The sequence below is a fragment of the Desulfobacterales bacterium genome (assembly GCA_029211065.1).
Classification (GTDB): Bacteria; Desulfobacterota; Desulfobacteria; order Desulfobacterales; family JARGFK01; genus JARGFK01.
Genome location: JARGFK010000049.1, coordinates 1 through 20,885, shown reverse-complemented (window position 1 = coordinate 20,885; position 20,885 = coordinate 1). Strand labels below are relative to the sequence as shown.

The 20,885-nt window shown below is 53.5% G+C and carries 19 protein-coding genes and 2 pseudogenes; 13 read left to right on the top strand and 8 right to left on the bottom strand.

Features of this window, described 5'->3' with window-relative positions; genetic code table 11:
- Nucleotides 1–206 precede the first annotated feature (206 nt).
- The 4 genes from P1P89_12220 to P1P89_12205 all read left to right on the top strand — a co-directional run bounded on the left by P1P89_12220 (nucleotide 207) and on the right by P1P89_12205 (nucleotide 3,730).
- Nucleotides 207–1,214 (top strand): hydroxyacid dehydrogenase, encoded by a 1,008-nt coding sequence (locus P1P89_12220; GenBank protein ID MDF1592273.1) that lies wholly within the window; start codon nucleotides 207–209, stop codon nucleotides 1,212–1,214.
- 68 nt (nucleotides 1,215–1,282) lie between these two features.
- A complete protein-coding gene (locus P1P89_12215) occupies nucleotides 1,283–2,167 on the top strand; it encodes a dihydrodipicolinate synthase family protein (GenBank protein MDF1592272.1) in 885 nt (294 codons plus the stop codon).
- A gap of 137 nt (nucleotides 2,168–2,304) precedes the next feature.
- Nucleotides 2,305–2,670, top strand: coding sequence for a cupin domain-containing protein (locus P1P89_12210; protein ID MDF1592271.1), 366 nt, complete (start codon nucleotides 2,305–2,307; stop codon nucleotides 2,668–2,670).
- 4 nt (nucleotides 2,671–2,674) lie between these two features.
- Complete coding sequence (locus P1P89_12205) at nucleotides 2,675–3,730, top strand: Gfo/Idh/MocA family oxidoreductase (GenBank protein ID MDF1592270.1); 1,056 nt, start codon at nucleotides 2,675–2,677, stop codon at nucleotides 3,728–3,730.
- Between the two features lie 134 nt (nucleotides 3,731–3,864).
- Here the strand turns inward: P1P89_12205 and P1P89_12200 are convergent, their stop codons facing one another.
- Genes P1P89_12200 through P1P89_12190 form a run of 3 tightly spaced genes read right to left on the bottom strand, consistent with a single transcriptional unit; the run spans nucleotide 3,865 to nucleotide 7,546 of the window.
- Nucleotides 3,865–6,192 (bottom strand): xanthine dehydrogenase family protein molybdopterin-binding subunit, encoded by a 2,328-nt coding sequence (locus P1P89_12200; GenBank protein ID MDF1592269.1) that lies wholly within the window; start codon nucleotides 6,190–6,192, stop codon nucleotides 3,865–3,867.
- A complete protein-coding gene (locus P1P89_12195; GenBank protein MDF1592268.1) occupies nucleotides 6,189–6,659 on the bottom strand; it encodes a (2Fe-2S)-binding protein in 471 nt (156 codons plus the stop codon). Before P1P89_12195 ends, P1P89_12200 begins: the two co-directional genes overlap by 4 nt.
- Nucleotides 6,656–7,546, bottom strand: a complete 891-nt coding sequence (locus P1P89_12190) for a xanthine dehydrogenase family protein subunit M (GenBank protein MDF1592267.1) — start codon at nucleotides 7,544–7,546, stop codon at nucleotides 6,656–6,658. Before P1P89_12190 ends, P1P89_12195 begins: the two co-directional genes overlap by 4 nt.
- A gap of 507 nt (nucleotides 7,547–8,053) precedes the next feature.
- On the opposite strand from P1P89_12190, the gene P1P89_12185 reads away from it, so the two are divergent.
- From P1P89_12185 to P1P89_12175, 3 genes are all read left to right on the top strand, one after another.
- Nucleotides 8,054–9,067, top strand: a complete 1,014-nt coding sequence (locus P1P89_12185) for an amidohydrolase family protein (protein ID MDF1592266.1) — start codon at nucleotides 8,054–8,056, stop codon at nucleotides 9,065–9,067.
- A 187-nt stretch (nucleotides 9,068–9,254) separates the two neighbouring features.
- Nucleotides 9,255–9,701 carry a cupin domain-containing protein gene (locus tag P1P89_12180; protein MDF1592265.1) on the top strand — a complete coding sequence of 149 codons (447 nt, stop codon included), beginning with the start codon at nucleotides 9,255–9,257 and terminating at the stop codon, nucleotides 9,699–9,701.
- On the top strand, nucleotides 9,698–11,614 hold the full coding sequence (locus tag P1P89_12175) for a creatininase family protein (GenBank protein ID MDF1592264.1): 1,917 nt from the start codon (nucleotides 9,698–9,700) through the stop codon (nucleotides 11,612–11,614). The genes P1P89_12180 and P1P89_12175 overlap by 4 nt, the downstream gene beginning before the upstream one ends.
- A gap of 69 nt (nucleotides 11,615–11,683) precedes the next feature.
- On the opposite strand, the gene P1P89_12170 is transcribed toward P1P89_12175, so the two are convergent.
- Nucleotides 11,684–12,529: an MBL fold metallo-hydrolase gene (locus P1P89_12170; GenBank protein ID MDF1592263.1), complete on the bottom strand. Its 846-nt coding sequence runs from the start codon at nucleotides 12,527–12,529 to the stop codon at nucleotides 11,684–11,686.
- A 122-nt stretch (nucleotides 12,530–12,651) separates the two neighbouring features.
- Between P1P89_12170 and P1P89_12165 the strand changes: the two genes are divergently transcribed.
- Complete coding sequence (locus tag P1P89_12165) at nucleotides 12,652–13,062, top strand: sulfite exporter TauE/SafE family protein (GenBank protein ID MDF1592262.1); 411 nt, start codon at nucleotides 12,652–12,654, stop codon at nucleotides 13,060–13,062.
- Nucleotides 13,063–13,073: 11 nt separating this feature from the next.
- Complete coding sequence (locus P1P89_12160; GenBank protein ID MDF1592261.1) at nucleotides 13,074–13,403, top strand: sulfite exporter TauE/SafE family protein; 330 nt, start codon at nucleotides 13,074–13,076, stop codon at nucleotides 13,401–13,403.
- A 109-nt stretch (nucleotides 13,404–13,512) separates the two neighbouring features.
- Here the strand turns inward: P1P89_12160 and P1P89_12155 are convergent, their stop codons facing one another.
- Nucleotides 13,513–14,736 (bottom strand): MFS transporter, encoded by a 1,224-nt coding sequence (locus tag P1P89_12155; protein ID MDF1592260.1) that lies wholly within the window; start codon nucleotides 14,734–14,736, stop codon nucleotides 13,513–13,515.
- Between the two features lie 316 nt (nucleotides 14,737–15,052).
- Here P1P89_12155 and P1P89_12150 point away from each other — a divergent pair, with 316 nt between their 5' ends.
- From P1P89_12150 to P1P89_12140, 3 genes are all read left to right on the top strand, one after another.
- On the top strand, nucleotides 15,053–15,256 hold the full coding sequence (locus P1P89_12150) for a UXX-star (seleno)protein family 1 (protein MDF1592259.1): 204 nt from the start codon (nucleotides 15,053–15,055) through the stop codon (nucleotides 15,254–15,256).
- Nucleotides 15,257–16,119: 863 nt separating this feature from the next.
- A complete protein-coding gene (locus P1P89_12145; GenBank protein ID MDF1592258.1) occupies nucleotides 16,120–16,416 on the top strand; it encodes a nucleotidyltransferase family protein in 297 nt (98 codons plus the stop codon).
- Complete coding sequence (locus tag P1P89_12140) at nucleotides 16,403–16,789, top strand: DUF86 domain-containing protein (protein ID MDF1592257.1); 387 nt, start codon at nucleotides 16,403–16,405, stop codon at nucleotides 16,787–16,789. The genes P1P89_12145 and P1P89_12140 overlap by 14 nt, the downstream gene beginning before the upstream one ends.
- On the opposite strand, the gene P1P89_12135 is transcribed toward P1P89_12140, so the two are convergent.
- Nucleotides 16,755–19,112 (bottom strand): multicopper oxidase domain-containing protein, encoded by a 2,358-nt coding sequence (locus tag P1P89_12135; GenBank protein ID MDF1592256.1) that lies wholly within the window; start codon nucleotides 19,110–19,112, stop codon nucleotides 16,755–16,757. The genes P1P89_12140 and P1P89_12135 overlap by 35 nt on opposite strands.
- A gap of 451 nt (nucleotides 19,113–19,563) precedes the next feature.
- On the opposite strand from P1P89_12135, the gene P1P89_12130 reads away from it, so the two are divergent.
- Nucleotides 19,564–19,752, top strand: a complete 189-nt coding sequence (locus tag P1P89_12130; protein MDF1592255.1) for a hypothetical protein — start codon at nucleotides 19,564–19,566, stop codon at nucleotides 19,750–19,752.
- A 142-nt stretch (nucleotides 19,753–19,894) separates the two neighbouring features.
- On the opposite strand, the pseudogene P1P89_12125 reads toward P1P89_12130, so the two are convergent.
- Nucleotides 19,895–20,353: pseudogene (locus P1P89_12125) on the bottom strand (IS3 family transposase).
- 293 nt (nucleotides 20,354–20,646) lie between these two features.
- Nucleotides 20,647–20,811, bottom strand: a pseudogene (locus P1P89_12120) (IS701 family transposase).
- Nucleotides 20,812–20,885 lie beyond the last annotated feature (74 nt).

The window sequence follows — 20,885 nt, the reverse complement described above, 5'->3', positions numbered from 1 at the left end:
ATTCGAATGATTGCATGAAAGATGGATTACGGCACCCCAAGGAATCAATCTTTAGGGTAGACTTCTTTGCGCGAATTGACAGCCGGCCATTATTTTCCCGGCCGGCTACCCGATTCGCGCAAAAAACTTCGCGTACTTAGCGCCTTCGCGGTTCGTCTTTGCTGAAAGCGCTGATGCACTAGGAAAAATTGAAAGGAGAAAAAACCTTGAGCAAATTAAAACGCGTATTGCTGCCGCAGCCGATAGAAGTTGAAGCCATCGCTCTGCTGGAAGGGGCCGGCTGTAAAATTGTCACGGCCCGGAATCCGAAGCCTGAAACCGTAATCCCCCTGCTGCCCGACGCCGAAGCGATCGTTCTTCGCACCGGCATCAAAATCACCCGGGACCTGATCTCCCGGGCTGAAAATCTGAAGATTATCGCCCGCACCGGCGGCGGCGTTGACAATGTCGATGTTGCGGCAGCGACGGAAAGGGGGGTGATCGTCACCTCCAACGTCGGCGTCAACACGATCAGTGTGGTGGAGCACGCCCTGTCCCTCATGCTGGCGCTGTCCAAGCAACTTTCCCTGATGGACCGCTCGGTTCGCTCCGGCCAGTTTTCAGTTCGTTTCCAAAACCTGCCCCGGGACCTGCGCGGCCAGACCCTGGGATTGATGGGTTTCGGCCGGATCGGCTCGACCCTCGGAGAGGCCTGCCGCCAGATCTTCGGGATGAAGGTGCTGGCGTATGACCCCTTCCTGCCGGAAGAATTAAAACAATCTGCCGGGAATGGCGTCAAATTTGTCGCCCGCGAAACCCTCTTCAGCCAGTCGGATATTATTTCCATCCATATCCCCCTGACGGAAGGGACACGCCATGCGGTGGGCGCCAAAGAGTTCGCCATGATGAAGCCGGAGGCGCTCCTGATCAACACCTCCCGCGGCCCGGTTGTTGATGAAGCTGCGCTGGCCGAGGCGCTGCAGGAAAAAAAGATAGGGGGCGCCGGCCTGGATGTTCTGGAACAGGAACCGCCTGCCGCCGACAGCAAGCTGCTGAAACTTGACAATGTCATCCTGACCCCGCACACGGCTGCCCTGACCCGTGAATGCGTCATCCGCATGGCCACAGAAGCGGCCGAATGCGTCATTGATGTTCTGACGGGAAAGGAACCCCGGAATATCGCCAATCGCGACGTTTTGAAAAATAAACGCTGGGAGCATCTGGTGGGGCGATAGTACCAATTAATAGGCTCTGAGAATTAGGTATTTTATACTGTAACAAACACTAAAGTTGGAGGTAATGAATGAAAACCAAGCTTGCGGGCGTTTTTGCCCCCATCACCACCCCGTTCGTCAATGAAGAAGTTTCTCTGAAAAAATTTAAATCGAACATACAGAAATACAACAAAACCCCGCTGGCCGGCATCTTTGTCCTGGGCAGCAACGGTGAAAGCAAAAGCCTGACCGAGAGTGAAAAAATCAGTCTGCTCGAAGTGGTCCTGGCCGAAAGGGGCGACCACCAGATGGTCATGGCCGGCACCGGATATGAATCCACCCGGCAGACCATCAGCTTCAGCAAAAAAGTCGCCGGGATGGGGGTGGACTGCGTCTCCGTGGTAACACCTTCTTATTTCAAAAAGCAGATGACCGATGACGCCCTCATCGCCATGTATACCGAGGTGGCCGAGGCCCTCACGGTTCCCGTCATCATATACAACGCCCCAGGATTTACGGGCGTCACGGTGTCCCCAAAAGTGGTCAAGGCTCTGGCATCCCACCCCAATATTGCCGGCATGAAGGACTCTTCCACCGGCAACATGAGCAGCTACCTGCTGGCCGCCCAGGGGGCCGACTTCAACGTCCTGGCCGGAACGGTGAGCACCCTGCTCCCTTCCATGATGCTGGGGGCCACCGGAGGCGTCGTATCTCTGGCCAATGCGTTTCCCGCTTCATCCTGTGACCTGTATGACCGCCACCTCGCCGGCGATGCGGCAGCTGCGCTCAAGCTCCATAACACCCTCTATGTTCTCAACCAGTCGGTGTCCGGCAGTTTCGGCGTTGCCGGCGTCAAGTATGCCATGGAGCTGGGCGGCTTTCACGGCGGCGATCCCCGCAAACCTTTGCTGTCCCTGAAAGAAAAGGATAAAGAAAGCATCCGGGCGGCGGCGAAGGCAGCCGGTATGATATAGGCGTTGCGCGTCACGGGTTGCGTGGCGATGACGTTGTAGGGAGCGACGTCCCCGTCGATCCGCAACCGAACAAGGCTGAGAAGATGCAGGAGTTACGGGTAAAAACGAGACAGCAGGACTGAGTGAGGAGGTTCAACATGAAATTATTCCACACCGAAGACTACATTCGGATGAAAAACCCGACGCCGGGCCAGCTCCATCGGCCCAATATCGTAACGGCTGAGGACAAGGCCAAAGACATGGGCGGCATGTTCGGCCTGCTGCCTCCCGGCAGCCGAGTGCCGTATCATTACCATAAAACCCGCGAATCCGTTTTGATGATCATCAGCGGACATGGGATTGAAATCGTTGAGGGTGAAGAATTCCCCGTCAAGGCCGGAGATGTGATGTTTATCCCTGCCGGCGAAAAACACGCCATCATCAACCAATCGGAACAGGATCTGCGCTACCTTGAATTCTTTACCTGCCCGCCGGTCGGGGCCGACTTTGTTGAAGTGAAATAAAGCAATGAAACAGAAACGAGTCCGGCTGGCAATTATCGGAACCGGCGCATGGTCGGGCGCTATCGGCAACGCCATGGTAAAAAGCGAGCGGGTCAAACTCGTCACCTGTTTTGATCCGATTGTCTCGAAAAGAGAAGCGTTCAGCCTAAAATTCGGCTGTGATCAGGAAAAAAGTCTGGCAGACGTCCTCAAAAGGGATGATGTTGAAGGGGTTCATTTGACCACCCCAAATGCCCTGCATGCCGATCAGACCCTAATGGCCGCCCGGCATGGCAAGCACGTGTTCGTGGACAAACCCATTGCCAATACCATTGCCGACGCGGAAAAAATGATCGCGGCCTGCAGCGATGCCGGTGTCGTCCTGATGGTGGGCCAGCATCTGCGCCGCCTGGCGGGTTTCCGAAAAATCAAGGAGCTGCTGCTGGCCGGCGCCATTGGGGATTTCATCCAGGTGGACGCCAATTTTTCCCAGAACCTGGGGTTTGCCCTGACGCCGGACGCTTTCCGCTGGTCCGGCAACGACAGCGGATGCCCGGCCGGCGCACTGATGACACTGGGCATCCACCATGCCGATCTGTTTAATTATCTTTTCGGACCCATCACGGACGTTTTTTCTTTTTTTTCCAAACTCTATATTCCGGCGCCGGTGGAAGACGTCACCACCACCATTATGCGGTTTGGATCCGGCGCGCTGGGGTACCTGGGTTCCAACTATGCGTCGCCCAAAGCCCTCTGGGTTTACGTTTACGGAACGGAAGCCAATCTGCAGTGCACGGTTACGCTTCAGGAACTTCCTTTTGAGGCGTATCTGCTCCGGTGGCAAATGATCGATGCGGACACCTCTTTGCAGATATACAAAAAGGGAAAAACCGGGGCGGAAAATATCCCGCTGCAGCAGGGAAACCCCATCTTGGAAGAAATCGAAGAGTTTGCCGACTGCATCCGGACCGGAGCGCAGCCTGAAACCGACGGGGAAAGCGCGCTGGCAGCCCTGGCCCTGATCCGCACGTCAATAGAATCGGCCCGGACGGGAGAAAAAACCACCGTTCAAGCTAAATAAAAAATAAGCTGGGAGGCCGGGAGGCTCAAAAGTATAATCTTTAACATGTTAGCGTCAAAGCACCGTGTCATTCAAACAAAACGTAGAGTGTTTCCAAACCCTTGAACCTTGAACCCTTGAACCCCTTTCTCCCCTTAACGGCCCTTCTGATTGTCTTTCTCCCGCAGCGCCGCCAGAACCTTGTCCGGCGTAATGGGCAGATCCTTGATGCGAACCCCCACCGCATTGTAGATGGCATTGGCAATGGCCGGTGCGGTGGCGGCGGCAGCCGGCTCGCCGATCCCCTTGACAACCGCAAGGGCTTCCCTGTCCGGTTCGGCTTCCACGAAGATGGAAACGATCTTGGGCAGATCTTCCATGGTGGCCAGCTTGTAATCGGAAAGGCTGTCATTTAAGATCCGCCCGTTTTCCATTTTAAATTCCTCAAAGAGCGTGTTGGAAATCCCCAAAATAACCGACCCCTCTATCTGCTGCTCGCACCCCACCGGATTAATGGCCCGGCCGATATCGTGAGCGGCTGCAACGTTCAGGACCTTCACAACCCCGGTCTCCGTATCCACCTCCACTTCAGCGGCGTGGGTGGCAAACATCCAGAAAATGCTGCTGATCCCCTTAAGCCCCTCCCGGGCTTCCAGGACCGGGTTGCCGGCAGGTGTAAAGTGTCCCTCGCCGAAAATGGCCCCGCTCTTGTTGTTGAACTTTTTCGAGAGCAGTTCCTTCAGGGTCATTCGTTGGCCGACGCCTGTTTCAATGATGTTTCCCTCGAACAGCGACAGGCGCTCCGGGTCTGTCGCTAATACTTCGGCGGCTATGCCAAGGAGCCGCTTGCGTACATCCCGGCCGGCCTGTTGAACGCAGTTGCCCATATGATAGGTCGTCCGGCTGGAGGAAACCCCGTGGTCGTAAGGCGTTATCGCAGTATCCGGGTTGGGAACGGAAACAGCCGAAAGCGGAACCCCCACCGCATCGGCCGCGATCTGGGCCATCATCGTCTGTTCGCCGGCCCCGATTTCCGATGAACTGCTGAAGACGGTCACCCCCCCGTCCATATCGACCTTGATGGCGCAAAAAGAATCGGTGGGCGTCGCCGTGCTCTTTAGCATCGTTGCAATCCCCTTGCCCCGGCGCCGTGTCGGGGAAGGACTTGTGCTGTCTTTTTCAAGCTTGATCTCACGGCCGGCTTTTTCAATGGTTTCTTTTACCCGGACATCCCGCATAATCTGGCCATTGATGTAAGCGTCGCCCTCCACATACGCGTTCTTAAGCCGTATCGTCAGGGGATCAATGCCCAGTTTTGCGGCAATGATATCCATCTGCACCTCGCACGCCCAGGTTACCTGGGTGGTGCCGAAGCCCCGGTAAGAACCGGTTGTCTCCTTATTGGTGTAGACGAGCCTGGAGACCAGATCCAGGTTGGGAATGCGGTAGGGACCCAGGATGGTCAGGACGCCCCGGTTGGCGACTCCGGGTGCGTTGGATATATATGCCCCGTTGTCCCAGACGATCTCAGCCCGGCGGGCGGTAAAGGTGCCGTCTTTTCTGACGCCGGTGGTGAGCTTCATAAAAGCAGCCAGACGGGTCTGGGTGGCGGTCAGCGCCTCGGCCCTGGAGAATACCACTTTGACCGGCCGGCCGTGGGTGAACCGGGCCAGGGCCACGGCAATGGCTTCCGCCCGCAGCGTATTCTTGCCGCCGTAAGAGCCGCCCACATATGGGACGATAAACCGGATCCGGGTATGGGCAAGGCCCAGCGCATCCGCCAGTTCCTTATGCAGCCGCTGGGGTCTGTCGCTAGGCGACCAGACGGTATAATGCCCGTCCAGGGGCGTGAACTGAGCGATTGCGGTATGGGGCTCCATGGTCACATGGGACAGGGCCTGGGCCGAAAAGGAATCCTCGAAAATCTCATCCGCTTCCGCAAACCCTTTCTCCACATCCCCGAGGCTGAATTTGCGGGAAACGCAGATATTCGTATGGGGAACCATGCTGGCGGGAATGTTGCGCGTATATTTTTCAAAATCCGGATGAATCAGCGGCGCGCCTTCGGCCATTGCCTCGCGGGGATCGAAAACCGCCGGCAGTTCTCTATATTTCACCCGAATTTTTTCCAGCGCTTCCAGGGCCTGGGCTTCGGTTTCGGCCGCAACCGCCGCAACCGGATCGCCCACAAAGCGCACCCGATCAACGGCCAGAAAGGGCTGATCCCTGACCATATCGCCGAAATAGCAGGGAAAGTCTTTTCCCGTCACAACCGCTCTGACCCCCGGCGCCTTCAACGCAGCGGAAGTATCTATCTCAACGATATCGGCATGGGGGTAGGGGCTTCTGAGCGTTGCACCATGGAGCATGCCGGGAAGTTCGATATCAATCCCGTATACGGCATTTCCGGTCACTTTGGCGGGCGCGTCCACCCGCAACACCCGTTTGCCTACATACCCTGCTGAACCCTTCTGAGACATCATTTCCGCTCCCCTTTGCCCACCGCCTGAACCGAATTGAGAATTTTCTGGTAAGAGCCGCACCTGCAGAGAATACCGCCCAGGGCCTGTTTGATCTCTCCCTCGGCAGGATCCGGATTTTTATCCAGAAGCGCCTTGGTGGTCAGGATCATGGCAGGCGTACAGAAGCCGCACTGGACCGCGCCGTTGTCGATAAAGCTCTGCTGCACGGGATGGAGTTTTCCGTCTTCGGCCAGGCCTTCAATGGTGGTGACCCGCCGCCCATTGGCATCCACCGCCAGGACCAGACAGGAGTTAACCGGTTTTCCGTCAAGCAGCACGATGCAAGTGCCGCAATCTCCGAGGCCGCAACCCTCCTTGGTTCCCGTCAGATGAAGTGTTCCGCGCAGAAATTCCAGTAGGGTCGTTCGCGGTTCCACTTCCGCCGGGTATTGTTCCCCGTTTACATGGATATCGATGGATATTTTCACGTTGCCTGCCCTCCTTGAGCCTTTTGATTTGCCTCCTGCAGCGCCCGAAATGTCAGTACCTTGATGATTTCTTTTCGATAGGAGGCGCTGCAGCGCATGTCGGTAATGGGCGCCGCTTCCTCCGCGGCCACGCGGGCGGCATCTCTCATGCGTTCTTCCGTAATCGTTCCCGACAGGATGACTGCTTCGGCCTTATTGGCCCGCCGGGGTGTGGGACCCACCGAAGACATGGCGATCCGGACCGCCCTGGCCTCACCCGATCCCAGGGTCAGCAAGGCGGCAACCCCCACCAGGGCACAGTCGCCGCCGCCGCTGCGACGGCCCATCTTCAGGTAGGCGGCGCCGGTGGCAGGCGCCATGGCAGGAAAATAGAAGGCGGTCATGATCTCGCCATCAGAGAGGGTTGTTGAACCGGGTCCCGCAAAAACCTTGTCGATTTCCCGCTCACCGGGGCCGGACGCCCCTTCAGTGGCAACCCGGGCCTGAAGGACCATGAGAGACGGCGCCATGTCCGACGCCGGCGATGCTCTTCCGATATTGCCGCCGATGGTGGCCAAATTTCTGAGGGGCTGCGCGCCCAAGACACCGGCCGCCTGTGCCAGGACCGGGTGGCTTGTATGAACCACCGTAGAGTTCTCGATATCGGCAATCGTGGTCAGGGCACCGATCCGCATGCCGCCGTCTTTCTCGCTTTGGATCCCATTAAGCTCCCTGATGCGCTTGAGATTAACCAGCGCAGCCGGCCGGATGGCTTCTCGTTTCATCCGCACCAGAAGATCGGTTCCCCCGGCCAGGGGATAGGCCTCGCCTTTATGTTGGGTTAGAATTTCCGATGCTTCTTTGAGGGAAGCGGGTTCAAAATAGGAAAATGCCTTGAGTCTGATCATCGTTGTTTTCTCCAGTTATAAAAGGTAACCAAGTCGGTTCTGGTTGAATTTGGATTAAGCGGTTATCTACAAAGCACAAGCGGGCTAAAACGCAGCCGCCATGGTGATCCGGTTCGGAGCGTGTGACTGTCTGAACGCATTAGTCCCGCCATGGCGGGATTGAATGGAACCGCATAGAGATTGTTTCCGGCATCACCTGCATAGGATTCATGCCTGAAAGTATGTTGCGAGTTAAATTCGGTTCCGTGCTACGTACGCTTATGCGTGAGTTTCACACGCGTAGAAGCGGATTATTATGGCGGCCAAGCACCCAACGGAGGCTTTCCAGACAACTATTTTAGACTATATGATTTTTAGAGCGTCTTTTCAAGTGCTTTCTCCTGCAATTTTGTGATAAAAAAGCCTCTTCAACCATATTTTTGCACATTGACATTGTTATTCCATTCCAGTATCAAATCGACACTGGTATTATTTCCCCTGTAACGATCTAAAACAAAGGAGCCTATAATGATCATCGACCCCCACGCCCATGTTGCACCGGAAAGTTTTATTGAAGACGTCCGTAAAAAACGATTCGGCAATGCCGTCACAATTGAAAATGGGAAATCATGGGAACTTCTCGTCGTCAAGAGTACGATCCTCGGCCAAGAGCGTGTTCATAAAAACCCGCTGCCGAAGGAAACATACAACGTAGATCTGCGCCTGAAGGACATGAAGAAGCAGGGCGTAGATATGCAGATACTTTCGGTGGTTCCGCCGATGATGCATTACAGCCTTGATGCCGGCCTGAACATTGAGCTGTCCGCTTCACTCAACGACGCCCTGCTGGAACTCACCCGCAAATATCCCCGGCAATTTCGCTGCATGGCCCAAATCCCCCTGCAGGCGCCCGAAGCAGCGGCAAAAGAGCTGGACCGCGCCGTGAAAGCCGGTCATTTGGGAGCGCAGATCGGTTCCAACGTCGCCGGCAGGAATCTCGACGACCGCTCTCTGGATGTTGTCTGGCGCAAGGCGGCTGTTTTGGATGTGCCGATTTCCATCCACCCCATGGATGTAATGGGCGGCGCCGACAGGCTTAAAGACTATTACCTGCGCAACCTCATCGGCAACCCCTTGGACACGACCATTGCCGCCGCCTGCCTGATCTTTGGCGGCGTGTTCGATCGTTTCCCCAAGATCAAGTTCCTGTTGTCCCACTGCGGCGGATTTACGCCCTGGGTCCGAGGCCGATGGCAGCACGGCTATCATGTCCGGCCGGAACCCAAAGACCATAAGGCCAAAGCCCCTGAACGCTACATTAAAAAGTTCTACTACGACACCATCACCCACAACGCCGACGCCCTTGAATTTGCCGTAAAAACGCTGGGGGCAAGCCATGTCCTTTTTGGAACGGACTACCCCTTTGACATGGGCTACCCGGGCAAAGCGGTGAAGGTTCCCGGCCTGTCGCGTTTGGCGCAGGCGGATCAAAACCGGATACTTTTTGGAAACGTCAAGCGGCTGTATAAGATTAAGATATAGCAGGATTCAAGGGGCCAAGCGAAGTAAGCTGTTAAGCTGGGAAGCGATGAGGCCGGGGAGCTGGGAAAGCTCGAAAGGACGCTCCCCAATATCCAAGCATCCAGACATCCTAGCATCCAAGCGAAACGCTGAGCATTTTCCGAACCTTGAATCCCTGAACCCTCTAACCCTTTTATTGGGAGGAACCATGAGCAATATTGAACCAAAAAGCAAGGGCGCTACCCTGGCCGGCAAGGGCCGATATATTTTCGATATGGCCCAGCTTGCCAAAATGGACGCCGGCACGGGCTATTCGTCTGCAAACGGCCCGGTCGTGGAAGGCGATCGGATTCAGGTGGGACTCATTGACTTCAAACGCGGCACCGGCGCCCGCCCGCACTCGCACCCCAACGAGCAATGGATTTACATTCTCAAGGGCAAGGTGCGCGTCATGGTGGACAATCAGCCGGAGAAACTGGTCGGGGAAGGCACGCTGATCTATCTTCCGGCCAATGTTGTGCACTCGATGGCGGGGCTGCCTGATGAAGACGTCGTCTTTTTCACTTGTAAAGACATGTCCCATGGCATTATCGGCATGGCGGCCGACGGTACCAAGGCCGGCCCCCATTATGAGCCGGGGTTTGAACCGAAATGAGCGCTGAGGCTGCAGGCCTGTCTTGGGACGAATTGCGCGACCGTGCAAAACGAATCGGCGTTGCCCTGGTTCCGGCCGGTTCAACTGAACGTCACGCAAGCCATCTTCCCATGGGAACGGATGCCGCCACTGCCCGTGAAGTGGCAAGGCGGGTCGGCCGCAAAACCGGTGCGGTTGTCTTTCCCGCGCTGGCATACGGCGTCAGCGAACATCCGGCATTCCAAGGGGCCATTCTTTCCGACGAGACCTTTTCGTCCGTCGTTAGAGAGCTTTGCAGCGGCATTGAAAAAATGGGGTTCCGGAAGATCCTCTTCATCAGCGGCCACGGCCCGAACAATTCCTGCATTTTATCGGTACTGAAAGAACTTTTTGAGGAACGTCCCGGCCAACGGCTTCTGGGCCTGGCGCACTGCATGACCCTTGTCAATCAGCTCATGCCGGACTTCGTGAAAGACCGGCCCACCGGCCATTCCGATTTTCGCGAAACGTCCATCATTGGGAGACCACGCATGGCTCAAAACCTGGTCGTGAAAAATGCCGTTGTTGTCCTGCCGGAAACAGGGGCAATGCCCTGCAATCTGGTGATAACTGACGGCCGGATCAGCGCCGTTGGAGCTTCCCCGGCAGAGCCCCCCGGCGCAGAAGTTCTGGACGCAGCGGGCGGTGTAATCCTTCCGGGTCTCATTGATCCGCACATCCATTACGGCTGGGTGCCGCCCATCGAGGAGCGCATCCGGGCCGAGTCGGCCTTCGGCATCAGCGGCGGTGTTACCACATTTATCCGGTATTTTCGACATCCGGCATCCTACCTAAATCGGGTGGACGAGCAGATTGATCTTGCAAACCGTCTGCACTATCAGGACTATGCGCTGCATCTGACACTTTTCAATCACGCCCAGATTGCCGAAATTCCCGAATATGTTCAACGCTTCGGCATCACCTCGTATAAAATCTACCTGAACATGAAGGGGCCCCTCGGCCGTGGCATCCTCATGGACCTTCGCCCCGGCGCCCAACAGACGGACCCCCACGACGTAAACGTCAGCGCGGACATTCTGCATGAGACTTTTCGCATGTTGCAGAAAATCCCGGCCCGCTGCCGTCTCAGTGTTCATTGCGAAGATGGTGAAGTCCTGTACCAGGGGATTCAGGAGGCTCGCCGGGCCGGACTTGACGGTCTGGCTGCCTGGAATTTCGCCTGCTCCGCTCTGGCCGAAGCCCTTGCCATCGGACAGGTGGCGGTTTTGTCGCGGGCCTATCATGTACCGGTGTATTTTCCGCACATCGGTTCACGCACCGCCATCCGGGCATTGAGAGAGGCGCGTCTTTGCGGTACGGATTTTATTGCCGAAACCGGGCCGCATTATTTGACCCTCACCACCGACACCGATGTCGGCGTGCCGGCCAAAGTCATGCCGCCGATACGGACCGGCGACGACCAGACTGCCGTCTGGAAGGCGCTGGAGGAAGGCCTGATCGAAACCATCGGTTCCGACCACGTGGCGTTTACCCTCACTGAGAAAAACCCGGTCGACATCTGGACCGCCCGGTCGGCATTTCCCGGCACCGGCCTCATTCTTCCGTTGCTGCTCAGCGAAGGGGTTGCCCGCCAACGTTTGTCATTGCAGAGGCTGGCGCGCATCACCAGCTTCCATGCCGCCAGGGCTTTCGGCCTCTATCCTCGCAAAGGAACCCTCTTGCCGGGTTCGGATGCCGATTTTGTCATCATCGATGAAGATCGTGTCTGGGAAATTACGGCAAAAAATCTTCTGACCGCTTCGGACTTCAGTATTTACGAAGGAATGCAAGTAAGGGGGGCGGTTAAAAGCGTCTATGTTCGCGGCATCAAGGTCTTCGAAAACGGTCGACTTGTCACCGGAGAAGGAATCGGGAAATACATTCGCCGCAATTGACAAAGTAAAATGACGGCCGGCAAAACCGATAAGTTTTGCCGGCCGTCATTTCAATAGCGAAAAGCGAATTTATACCTGAGCATTTAAATATAACGACCGGATGACCAGCGGATTCACCGCGTCCGCCGGCAGCCCCATGATATCAACCACCTGTTTGCATAATGCCGCCCGGTCGAGCTTGCGGACATCCTGAATCCCATGAATCGTCCGGTGGATCTTTTCAAGGTAGCCGATGCTCTGGTCCATCTTTTCCCCCACGGCTGCGCCCTCCCGGGGCTCATCCCAGGCCGACAGCAGGACATTGACATGCGACAGCCCCTGCAGCTTTCTCACGGAAGCCGCCCCCTCCATCACATTGTCATAAATCGGGAGTTGTCCCGGCAGCAGCACGCAGTCGCCGCTTATCAGGACGCCTTCCTTTTCAAACAGGAGTGAAATTGACCCGTTGGAATGCCCGGGCGTGTAGACCACCTTCAGGGTGATGTTCTTTTCAAGTTCGATGCGATCCCCATCGGCAACAACCCGGTCCACCTTAGCGGATCCTGCCACCAGGGTATTGAACCCCGGCACCGGGCGTTCGCCAAACTGCTTTTGAACGTCTTCGATCCAGTCTTTTTCACCGGCATGGGCGAGCAATTTGCACCCGCTCTTCTCTTTGATCGGTTTCACGGACCCGACGTGGTCCGGATGGGAATGGGTCAGGATCAACGATTTGATATCCCCAATCGATCGGCCGTGGCTGCTGATATGGTCATAAATGGATTTCTCAGAGGCCATCACCCCGCTATCCACCAGATAGACCCCTTCTTTTCCAAAGACGATATAAGAATAGACAAACCGGTCCACCTTCAGCTCAGGGCTGACCGGTATCTGAAACCGATGTTTCAAAGCGTGAATCGTTTCCGTAATTTTCATTTTGTTCTCCTTTCCATTACCCCAATGGTTCTTTTTTTCTATTTGATTCTTTTACCTTTATCAACTATAAAATCAGCCGTTGAATAAGTGTCGTTAAAAAAATAATTTAACAGGTCTGGCTGATGCAGGATATCCTCTTTCTCCTCTTACTGGTTGTCGTCGGGATAATTTCCGGATTCCTGAACGTCATGGCGGGCGGCGGCTCGGCCATCTCCCTTCCCCTGCTTATCTTCTTCGGCCTGGACAGCCCCCTGGCCAACGGCACCAATCGCCTGGCTATTTTTATCCAGACCATTGCCAGCATCCTGTCCTTTAAACAGGAAAAATTCTTTGAATTTAAAACCAGCCTGAAACTGGCGGCTTTCGCCCTTCCCGGCGCTGTTGCGGGCGCTATCCTGGCGGTAAAAATTGACAGCGTCCTTTTCCAAAGAGTGCTGGCGATCTTCATCTTTGCTATTTTATTGACCGTTATCATCCCAGGTCGAAAACAATCAGCACCGGGCAGGCCGCCGTACCGGCCCACGGATGGCTGATTTACCCTGTCATGCTGGTTATCGGATTCATCGGGGGGTTTCACCAGGTCGGCATCGGTTTTTTAATGATCGGCGCCTTGAGTCATATACTGAAAATGGACCTGGTGCGCATCAACATGCACAAGGCGTCCGTTTTTTTCATCTACACAATCCCTGCCCTGATGGTTTTTGCTTGGACCGGGAATATCAACTGGAAATACGGCATCGCCCTTGCTGTCGGAAACGCCGCCGGCGGCTGGTGGTCCGCCAAGATTGCGGTGCGAAAGGGAGAAAAGACAATCCGGATCGTACTTGCCGTTGCCATGTTGATCATGGCTGTCAAGCTGCTGAACAGCTTCTAGCGTCTAAAGGATACGAGGATTCCAGGGGTCAAGTGAATGCTGTAGAATCGGGAATATCTCTTGGCTCAATAGGATTAGAATCTCCAATTTTGGGATTCCTTATTAATCTTCATTTGTTACGGCTTCCGCGCAGCCACACCCAACAGATCAGGAACAAAACAAAAACCGTTGTACCGGCAATTGAAAAACTCGTATAAAATCCGTATCGATCAATGAGAAACCCCAGCACCGGTGTCAATACCCCGCCGCCTTCGATATTTGAAAAATAGTAGACGCCCAGCACCTTCGATCGGTTTTTTTCGCTGGTCCGGCTCACGAGATATGTTTCCGTCACCGGCGTGCGAATGTAGTTGCATATGCCCAGCACGAAGAGAATGCCGCCGACACCCAGCGCCGCCGGCATGAAATTCAGCAAATAAATGACCGGGCCGGTGATAAAACATACCGTCAATACAACCGGCACACTCCCCAGGCGGTCTGAAAGTATCCCTCCCATGAGGCTGGCCCACAGTCCGGCCGAATAAAAAATAGAGAGAAACACGGCTGCGGCTTCCTTTTCCAGGCCGAACCGGTCAACCAGAAACAGGGGTATAAAGGCGACCATGCAAAACGTCACGGCGTGTGCAAAGGTGCTGATGATGATAATCGGCGCCAGTTGATGAAAATTGCCGTGCGCTGATCCCTCCGCCCCACCCTTCGAACCGGCGGCCGCAGATTCCACAGCGCGCGCTTTCAGGCGCCGTCCCAGGACGACATAGAGCACCCCGCCCAGCAGGATGGTCGGAACAGCCAGCACAATGAAGCTAGCCCGCCACCCCCATAGAGCGGTCAGGGCCACGGCAATCAGCGGCGCCAGGAAAAAGGGAATGCTGCCCCCGAGCATATGCAGCCCCATTGCCCGGCCGCGATTTTTGGGTTCAACCGCAGCGGAAATTAAGGGCGGTGCAGCCGGATGATACCCGCCGCCGGTGATTCCCATGGCCACCAGGCAGACCAGCAGGATGCCGTAGCTTTGCGAAAGCCCGGCCAGAAGCCCTGCCATGGCCACACCGCTGATGCCGATGAACAGCAGAATCCGGGGCCCCACCCGGTCGGCCAGCCAGCCCGCCGGAAACTGGCTCAGGCCGTATGAGAGCGAAAATGCCGAGATCAGCAGTCCGGATTGGGTATAATCCAGGCCGAAGTCCTGACGGATCATGGGAAGCAGTGGAATCGGAAGCGAATTCACGAGGTGATGGCCGAAATGCGCCAGCATAAAAAGGGGCAGCAGCCCTGAAGAAAACCCCATCCATCCCGGTTTGAGACGCGCGAAAATTCCGAACAGTTCTTTCATAAATTTTTTCTATAAAATGTGATAGCGTTGTTGCCGAAAATATGTTCCAATTGAAACGGAATTGTCCGGCGGCTGAATCGGAATGTAATTATGACAACCGCTATAATATCGGAAATCCTTATCCAGCAGCGGAAATATAGGCAAACCGATTTTTTCTGTCAAGGATGACTACCATTTCCAATTCATATTGCAACACCGGGGACTTTTGTGATATTAACATGCATCTAATCCGCTAACCGTCAATTATCAAGCGCCTGCAGCTCCCTGAACTTAAAGCTGGGGGCAATATCGCTTTCAATCTCCGAGGAGGGATCTCATGGTTGAAAAAATAAAGATCTATGGAAAGTCCGGGTGACCCTATACCAACAGAGCCAGGGAGGCTCTCAAGGGTCATGAATATCTTGATGTGAAAAAAGACCCGAAAACACTTGATCAGATGCTTAAGTTTTCAAAAGGAAAACGCCTGGTCCCTGTTATCGTGGAAGGTCAAAAAGTGACCATAGGATACGGCGGCACATGAGATGTTTGATCTCATGACCGGGTCGGTCTGATATTAATTTAAATTGGTCTTTTGAAGAAATCTTATGGCGATCAGCATAAACACCTTAAATGAGCGCTGCCGGCAATTGCCTGAAACATTGCGGCTTGCGATCCTCGTGTCTGTTTTCTGGCCCATATTCTCATTTATCTACATTGTAGAGCCGAATAAATTTTTTATCTTATCCGCGTTTCTCCGGAAATTCGCTTTGATGGGCGTGCTGCCTTTGGTATGTTCCTGGGGGCTCTGGTGGGTAGTCCAAGGGTTTAAACATGATAAGGCCCGTAAATAAGACGCTATAGATGAAAAGGCGCTATTCACTGCATTGAGATTTTGAAAATTTTCTGATTCACGCCTGAACTTTTCCTCTAAACCGCACTACCATTGGGAATGACAAAGATGATGCGGTCCTGAACCATCTTGATTTCTTAAGACTATCTTTTGTAAGCTTTAGGCTGTCAACATTTCAGGATAATGCAAGAATGATCACTTGACTTTGATGTTTAGCAGACTAAGTATCCTATTATTACATCTTGTATAATCTGAATTTTTATCAATACCATCTGGATCAGGACATCTGGAGAATCTATATGCAGTAAAAATGGACCAGATCGTCTACGGCAGATTAATACGATGCCTGCTGGCTGTTAGTTTGTCAAAAATAAATTTTTTACGATTTGCCTAAATCTATGGTATAGTAAAGCAGTTCCGGAACAGAACCTATACTGTACTGAAATTCTAAAAGGTTTTGTAACTGATTGCTTTAATTGGTTAATATCTTTATGAAAATTAATGAAGTCATAAAGATCCGAGCATCGAGAGTTTAAAGATGATGAGGTGCAGCGATGAACATAAATGTGCCTAAACAGCACCTGGCGGCATTCTGTCGGAAACACCACATTCAACGCATGGCTATTTTTGGTTCAACTTTATATTCCAGCTTTAATGGGAACAGCGATATGGATTTTCTGGTTGAGTTTGAACCGGATCACATACCCGGTCTTTTCGGGATAGCGCGAATGGAAAGAGAGCTCTCAGAGTTGATTGGACGGAAGGCAGACCTTCGAACACCGGAAGATCTGAGCCGACATTTTCGCCAACAGGTATTGGAAGAGGCAGATGTACAGTATGCGCAAGGATGACACAATTCGATTGCTGCATATGCTGGAAGCGGCGCATGAGGCCATTGAATTCGTGCAGGGCAGAACTCGCGTCGATCTGAACCGAGATCGCAAGTTGGTATTGGCTCTTGTCAAAACAATCGAGATCATCGGCGAAGCGGCTTTTCAAGTTTCCCAAGACGGACGGGCTCAACTGCCAGGGATTCCATGGGAAGACATTGTCGGTATGCGTCACCGACTGGTTCACGCCTATTTTGATATTAACTTGGATATCCTCTGGAGAACCGTTCAAAATGATCTGCCGCCGCTGATCGCTGAATTGGATGGTGTCTCGCAGGTGGAGGAAAACCTGAACCCGGTCAAAAGCGAACCTGTACCCCCCCGCCCCAGCTAAAGTCAGAATGCCATTTGCCCACCAGGGAAATCCCTTTCGTAAGGGTATAAAGCAGGTCCACGCTCCCTTCCCATTGTTCATGGGTGTCATATTGGACTTCACCCAGCAGTTCCAGGCGCGGGGTCAAATGAAATGATTTTTCAAGGTACACCCGCGCGCCGCTGTCGGTATCTACCCAGAGACGGGATTCAATGTTAAACGGCAGCAGGTATTGCAGTCCAAGGATGCCACGGGTATGATCCGAAGCCTGCCCCTGCCCCAGAACATCCAGACCGGCAAACAGATTAAAAAAACGGTTGGCGTAACGGTCCCAGGTAAATATCGTTTCCCACTCCGTATCATCCACACCTTGCCAGCCGGCTTCCCAATCCGCGGTAATGATATTGCGGGTATCGGACAGCCTCAGAAAACCTTCGGTCATATTTGTAAGGGCGTCCGCCCGGCCAAAGAAATACCAGGGATCATTATAAAGATTCTGCCGGATGTTGGCCAGCTTTGGATCGAGGGGAAAGTCTTCGTAGTGAATCATGCGGGCCATGCCGCTTTTCATGTGATACAGCAAATGACAGTGAAAAAACCAATCCCCGATTTCGTTGGCGTTAAACTCGATGACGGTGGTGGACATGGGGGCAACGTCAACGGTATGTTTCAGGGGCGCATAATCGCCCTGGCCGTTCAACACACGAAAAAAATGTCCATGCAGGTGCATGGGGTGGTGCATCATGGTACGGTTGATCATGATAAAACGTGCTGTTTCACCCTCCCGTATGTGGATGGAATCCGATTCTGAGAGGGGTTTGTCGTTTAGAAACCAGACGTACCGTTCCATATCGCCATCAAGGGTCAGCCGGATCTCGCGTACCGTTTTATCCTTTTGGAAATGGGTCGGCTTAACCGCCCGCAGTTTTTCATAAGGAGGCCATGGCCGGCTCGCATCCGTGCCGTCCATTGCAAGGTCTTTATGAGCGGACACATCGGTCCCCAGAAAACTAAAATTTAGACCATATCTTTTGCCGCCCCCCAAACCCTGCGAAGGCATTTGCATTTTATGATCATCATGGGTCATGGCTTGTTTTGGAGAACCTTCCGATTTCATGGGCATGGCTTCATGTCGAAGGGTTTTGTCTCCCCCATGACCATGGTCCATGCTTTTCATCTTCATGCCGGAAGGTTCCGGGCTGTGTACCATCCCCTGCATATCCTGGGCATGGTCCATTCCGCTCATGCCGGGTTTATCGAACATGCCCGCAGACACCATACTGTCCGGCATACCCATGGACCCTGCCGGCGTCAGTGCAAAAATGCGCGCTATATCCGATTCACCCATGCCATGATAGAGATTGGGCCGGGGTACATCAGAAACCGGATATTTATTGCCGGACCCGATCCAGACGGTCGCATATCCGGAACCATCGTGTGAAGTCGCCCTGAATTCATAGGCGCCTTTATCAGGAACCCGGATCAGCACATCATAGGTTTCGGCGACAGCAATCAGCAATCGTCCCGGTTCGATGGGTTCAACATCCTGACCGTCCGCAGCGATTATCTGCATGGGCCCCCCGGCAAAATCCAGGTGGAAATAGGTGGTGGCGGAACCGTCGATAATCCTGAGGCGCACGGTCTCGCCCGGGTTCGCAAAAAGGCTGGACTCCGGTTTGCCGTTGGCAAGAAACCGGTCATAGGCGACATCGGCAATGTCCATAGGCGGCATTCGCTGAAGTTCTCGACTGAAGTAGGCGCCCAGAGACTTGAGACGGGCAGCTCCCAGAATACTCTGGCCGCTTCCTTTCTGGATGGCATACCACTCGCTTCCCCGTTTAAGCGTCCGCAAGACCTGATGAGGGTCTTCATCCGTCCAGTCCGACAGGAGGATCACATAATCCCGATCCGGCGTCAGGTGGGCATGTTTCGCACTGATGACAATAGCACCGTACATCCCGCTTTGTTCCTGCATGTTGGTATGTGAATGATACCAGTAGGTGCCGCTTTGACGGATCGGAAATTCATAAACAAAAGTCGTACCCGGTTTGATGGGCGGAAAACTGATGTAAGGGACCCCATCCATATCCGGCGGCACCAGGAGGCCATGCCAGTGGATGGACGTATCCACGTTCATTTTGTTATGCACTTTAATATGCGCCGTATCGCCTTCGCTAAAGCGCAGGGTCGGACCGGGGATGCTGCCGTTAATTGTCATGCCGTTTGCATGCAACCCGGTCATATTCACCATTTGGTGCTCGATTGTGAGGTCATATTCGACGACGGCCGCCTGGGCCGATATACTGCCAAATAACAGAATAGAAACAATTACGATGCGTAACATTTTTCAGTTCCCCCTAAACGGTATATTAGGCTATTCAAATCATTACTGTCCAAAATATTTCGAGGTATGATCATCGGGTTTAAAAAACAAAGAGCCGCCAACACGTCATGCCCGCGAAAGCGGGCATCCAGGGTTCTGCCGCTGTGTAGTGTATGTCCTGGATTCCTGCTTTCACAGGAATGACAGATGCTGGTTCCTTGGTTAGAATATTTCCCAATGCACCATATTTACTGGTGTTGACAGTGATTGGAATCCATTTTTGGACAAGTGTGTATTCCAATACTATCCATAACATCAAATCATTAAAAAATACAGCCCCGCTTCCCCACCCCCATATTCCAAGCCGGTTGCAGCAAGGGGGGTCTATTCTATCTTTGACCTTTAGACCGTTTTGGTTTACAGATAGCGGGGAAATAGATCCCTGATTCAAACTTAAAACGTGGAGTTAAAGATGAGACGCAGCCAGAAGATACTGACCCGGCCCGAGTGGAGCATCAACCGCGCCTACTATAAATCCATGGGCTACGGCGATGCCGATCTGGACAAACCCATGATCGGCATCGCCAACGCCTGGAGCACCACCGTCCCCGGCCATTACAACCTGCGCCAGGTTGCCGAGGCCGTCAAACCTGGAGGTTGACGAAGAAGAGTTGAAGCGGCGGCGCAGCGCCTGGCAGGCGCCTCCCCCCAGGGTTCGTAAAGGACATCTCTTCCTATACAGCCGGCTGGCTCAGTCCGCTGACAAGGGCGCGATTGGATTTTCCCGAAAAAAGTAGACACGGTCAAGCACAAAGTTTCACCTTCTGTTTTTCATATTCAGCCGGGCAGAGATATCCTAACGTTGAATGCCTTCTCTGCCGATTGTAGAACACCTCAATATATTCAAAAATGGAATGCAAGGTGTCCTGATGACCTTCGTAGCGTTCATGATAAACCAGCTCGGTTTTCATAATCCCGAAAAACGACTCGGCCACGGCATTGTCCCAGCAGTCTCCCTTGCGGGACATGCTTTGGACAAATTTATGGTTTTCGAGTTCCTTGCGAAAGTCATTGCACGCATATTGAACCCCTCGATCCGAATGAAAAACAACCCCTTTGCCCGGACGACGGTTTCTGATCGCTCGTTTAAGCGCCGCAACCACCATCTCATGGCTCAACGAACTGCTCAAAGCCCAACCGACCACCAGACGGGAGAACAGGTCGATGATCACCGTCAAGTACAACCATCCTGACAACCGGGACGTTCTTAAATAATTAAATAACTATTAATAAAGAGGCGGTTGCGTATAGCCAACAGGGTCGCATCTTCATTATACATTATTCGTTAATTTGACTTCGTAAATTTTGTTTAGCCATTCTGCCGTCCCCGCATTCGTTGTTTTCGCGTGTGTGATTCTATGGCGGACTGGCGTTTGCGGTGCCGATCTTCGAGCTGGCGAAAAACTTCTGCTTCTGAGATATCGCGCCGCGGTAGAAAATGTGAGAGAAGTTCTTCAATATCCGAACACGATAGCAGCGGGCAGGTATCCTTATGGCGCATTCGTTCAGTGAGCATAAACAGCATCGCCATCATCACCAAAGCCATATGATGATGCCATGCGTCCCATTTGCGAACCTGGTAATCCGCCATGCCGCATTCGCTTTTTCCATCCTCAAACGCCCGCTCGATCCAATATCGCTGACGTTGCATCCAGGACAACCGGGACGTTCTTAAACAATTAAATAACTATTAATAGCGAGGCGGTTGAGATTTACTTCTTAACTGCCTTTTTT

Bases quoted from the DNA above. Each gene is read 5' to 3' on its own strand.
- P1P89_12170 (MDF1592263.1), bottom strand. From the start codon at position 12,529: ATGAAAATTACGGAAACGATTCACGCTTTGAAACATCGGTTTCAGATA.
- P1P89_12215 (MDF1592272.1), top strand. From the start codon at position 1,283: ATGAAAACCAAGCTTGCGGGCGTTTTTGCCCCCATCACCACCCCGTTC.
- P1P89_12190 (MDF1592267.1), bottom strand. From the start codon at position 7,546: ATGATCAGACTCAAGGCATTTTCCTATTTTGAACCCGCTTCCCTCAAA.
- P1P89_12205 (MDF1592270.1), top strand. From the start codon at position 2,675: ATGAAACAGAAACGAGTCCGGCTGGCAATTATCGGAACCGGCGCATGG.
- P1P89_12185 (MDF1592266.1), top strand. From the start codon at position 8,054: ATGATCATCGACCCCCACGCCCATGTTGCACCGGAAAGTTTTATTGAA.
- P1P89_12155 (MDF1592260.1), bottom strand. From the start codon at position 14,736: ATGAAAGAACTGTTCGGAATTTTCGCGCGTCTCAAACCGGGATGGATG.
- P1P89_12210 (MDF1592271.1), top strand. From the start codon at position 2,305: ATGAAATTATTCCACACCGAAGACTACATTCGGATGAAAAACCCGACG.
- P1P89_12200 (MDF1592269.1), bottom strand. From the start codon at position 6,192: ATGATGTCTCAGAAGGGTTCAGCAGGGTATGTAGGCAAACGGGTGTTG.
- P1P89_12145 (MDF1592258.1), top strand. From the start codon at position 16,120: ATGAACATAAATGTGCCTAAACAGCACCTGGCGGCATTCTGTCGGAAA.
- P1P89_12135 (MDF1592256.1), bottom strand. From the start codon at position 19,112: ATGTTACGCATCGTAATTGTTTCTATTCTGTTATTTGGCAGTATATCG.
- P1P89_12165 (MDF1592262.1), top strand. From the start codon at position 12,652: ATGCAGGATATCCTCTTTCTCCTCTTACTGGTTGTCGTCGGGATAATT.
- P1P89_12180 (MDF1592265.1), top strand. From the start codon at position 9,255: ATGAGCAATATTGAACCAAAAAGCAAGGGCGCTACCCTGGCCGGCAAG.
- P1P89_12140 (MDF1592257.1), top strand. From the start codon at position 16,403: ATGCGCAAGGATGACACAATTCGATTGCTGCATATGCTGGAAGCGGCG.
- P1P89_12130 (MDF1592255.1), top strand. From the start codon at position 19,564: ATGAGACGCAGCCAGAAGATACTGACCCGGCCCGAGTGGAGCATCAAC.
- P1P89_12175 (MDF1592264.1), top strand. From the start codon at position 9,698: ATGAGCGCTGAGGCTGCAGGCCTGTCTTGGGACGAATTGCGCGACCGT.
- P1P89_12160 (MDF1592261.1), top strand. From the start codon at position 13,074: ATGCTGGTTATCGGATTCATCGGGGGGTTTCACCAGGTCGGCATCGGT.